At 41.8% G+C, this 2,125-nt stretch carries 1 protein-coding gene and 1 pseudogene; both read left to right on the plus strand.

The annotated features are described in order from the left end of the window. Positions 1 to 73 precede the first annotated feature (73 nt). Positions 74 to 337, plus strand: a pseudogene (locus tag ACEYW6_RS36055) (IS701 family transposase); the annotation flags it as partial. A 324-nt stretch (positions 338 to 661) separates the two neighbouring features. After that, complete coding sequence (locus ACEYW6_RS36060) at positions 662 to 2,056, plus strand: IS110 family transposase (protein ID WP_412983583.1); 1,395 nt, start codon at positions 662 to 664, stop codon at positions 2,054 to 2,056. The last annotated feature ends 69 nt before the right edge of the window (positions 2,057 to 2,125 follow it).

The raw sequence follows: 2,125 nt of genomic DNA on the forward strand, positions 1-2,125 counted from the left end.
TCCCCAAGCTGGATTTATCGCCTTTTCCTGCACCCTCTTGACAAAAGTGCAATCATTCTAACCTCTCACCGATGTCTTAGGCTTGAATCAATCTCATCAACTTGAGACTGAAGCACAAGAAAATAATGATGTTGATTTTTCTAATCATCCGCAATGGAATCATGAATCTGGATGGAAGAATACTTTAAATAATCTGCGTCTTATTATCCAACCACTTTTACTATTTTGGTTAATTTATCCCTGGTTAAGTATTTTCCCTAATTCAGATTTGTTACTAGGATTCAATCATTTAATTGCCGCAATGAATCAATTTAAACCCTGTTATGCTTATGGATGATTTAGCTTCTTTACTACTTGCTTAGTCCGGAGAGTGACAGAAGCTGTTTACGGACGCTATCGCTTCCGTTATGGATGGAAGAAACAAAATTAAGATGCACCAAAAAAAATTACACTTTTATTGTGTCCTGACAGTTAAGACCGATCCCCCAATGGTGCAAAATCGCCCGTACAGAAGCTTGGTTCTGGGTTGAGACGGTTATAAGATTGGTGAAATAGTTGCTGCCATTATCCCGTTTAGGAGACTGTATTCATCCGTCAACCCAGGTCAGGGCACACCTCCAATTGCCAGTATGACTCCGCATTCGTGAGGAAGCCTTTGATGATGAAAACACCAAAGTCCAAATCCCGTTCCCATCAACCAAGTGCGAATAAAACTTCTGACTTAAGACCAATTAACCCAAATGCAGCGGGTATTGATATCGGTTCAGAATTTCACTGGGTGAGCGTTCCAAAAGATAGAGCCTCCGAAAGTGTCAGACGTTTTGGCTGTTACACTGCTGACCTGTATGCTCTAGCTGATTGGTTAGCTCTTTGTGGAGTGAAAACTGTAGCAATGGAATCAACGGGGGTATATTGGATTGCGTTGTTTCAAATCTTGGAGACAAGGGGCTTTGAAGTTAAACTTGTCAACGCCCATCACGTTAAAACATTGCCTGGACGTAAAACTGATATTTTAGACTGTCAATGGTTGCAACAATTACATAGTTACGGATTGTTGTCTGGTTCTTTTCGCCCAGAAGACCAAATTTGTGTATTACGGAGTTATATCCGCCACCGAGATAGTCTCATCAAAAGTGCTTGTGTTCACATTCAACGGATGCAAAAAGCTTTAACCCAGATGAACGTGCAACTGCATAAAGTTGTTAGCGATATCACTGGTACTACTGGTATGGCAATTATTCGAGCTATTGTTGAAGGAGAAAGAAATCCACAAATTTTGGCAGCTAAAAAGCATCACCGCGCTAAACGCTCAGAAGCAGAAATTGCTGCCGCCCTGAATGGTGATTATCGCAGTGAGCATGTCTTTGTACTCCAACAAGAACTACAAATTTACGATGTTTATCAAACTCAAATAGCGGACTGCGACCGCCAAATACAGGAGTGCTTGGCTCAATTTAATGACAAAGTTAATCTTGATGAATCTCCACTTCCGCAACCAAAACATCCTCGCAATAAACCTCAAGGCAATGAACCCGCTTTTGATTTACGTACCCATCTTTACCGAATTAATGGCGTAGATTTCACTGCCATTGATGGTCTTGGTATCCTTACCGTACAGACCATTATTTCTGAGGTTGGTTTAGATCCTAGCCGATTCCCAACTGTTAAACATTTTACTTCTTGGCTTGGTCTTTGCCCTTGCAATCGCATCACTGGTGGTAAAGTTAAAAGTTCTCGAACTCGCTTGGTAGTTAACCCTGCTACCAATGCTTTCCGAATGGCTGCACAAACAGCTGGCAAGAGCAATTCTGCATTAGGTGCTTTTTATCGTCGCTTACGTTCTCGCCTGGGTACACCTAAAGCTATCACTGCTACTGCTCATAAGTTGGCACGAATTTTCTACCGACTTTGGACAACAGGAGGTAACTATCAAGATATTGGCATGGATTATTATGAGCAACGTTACCAAGAACGAGTCATCAATAACCTCCAGAAAAAGGCTCTAGCTTTAGGTTTTGAGCTTACTCCTCAGCCCCAAGCAAATACTGTTTCTTAGGAGCAACTGCACAGGCGGCACTGCCACCCGCTATGAATAAAAGAAACTATTTTGAGGCGACTAGTGAAC

The organism is Nostoc sp. UIC 10607 (genome assembly GCF_047228265.1).
Taxonomy (GTDB): domain Bacteria; phylum Cyanobacteriota; class Cyanobacteriia; order Cyanobacteriales; family Nostocaceae; genus Nostoc; species Nostoc foliaceum_A.

Coding starts and splice junctions, on each gene's coding strand:
- ACEYW6_RS36060 (WP_412983583.1), top strand. CDS start 662: ATGAAAACACCAAAGTCCAAATCCCGTTCCCATCAACCAAGTGCGAAT.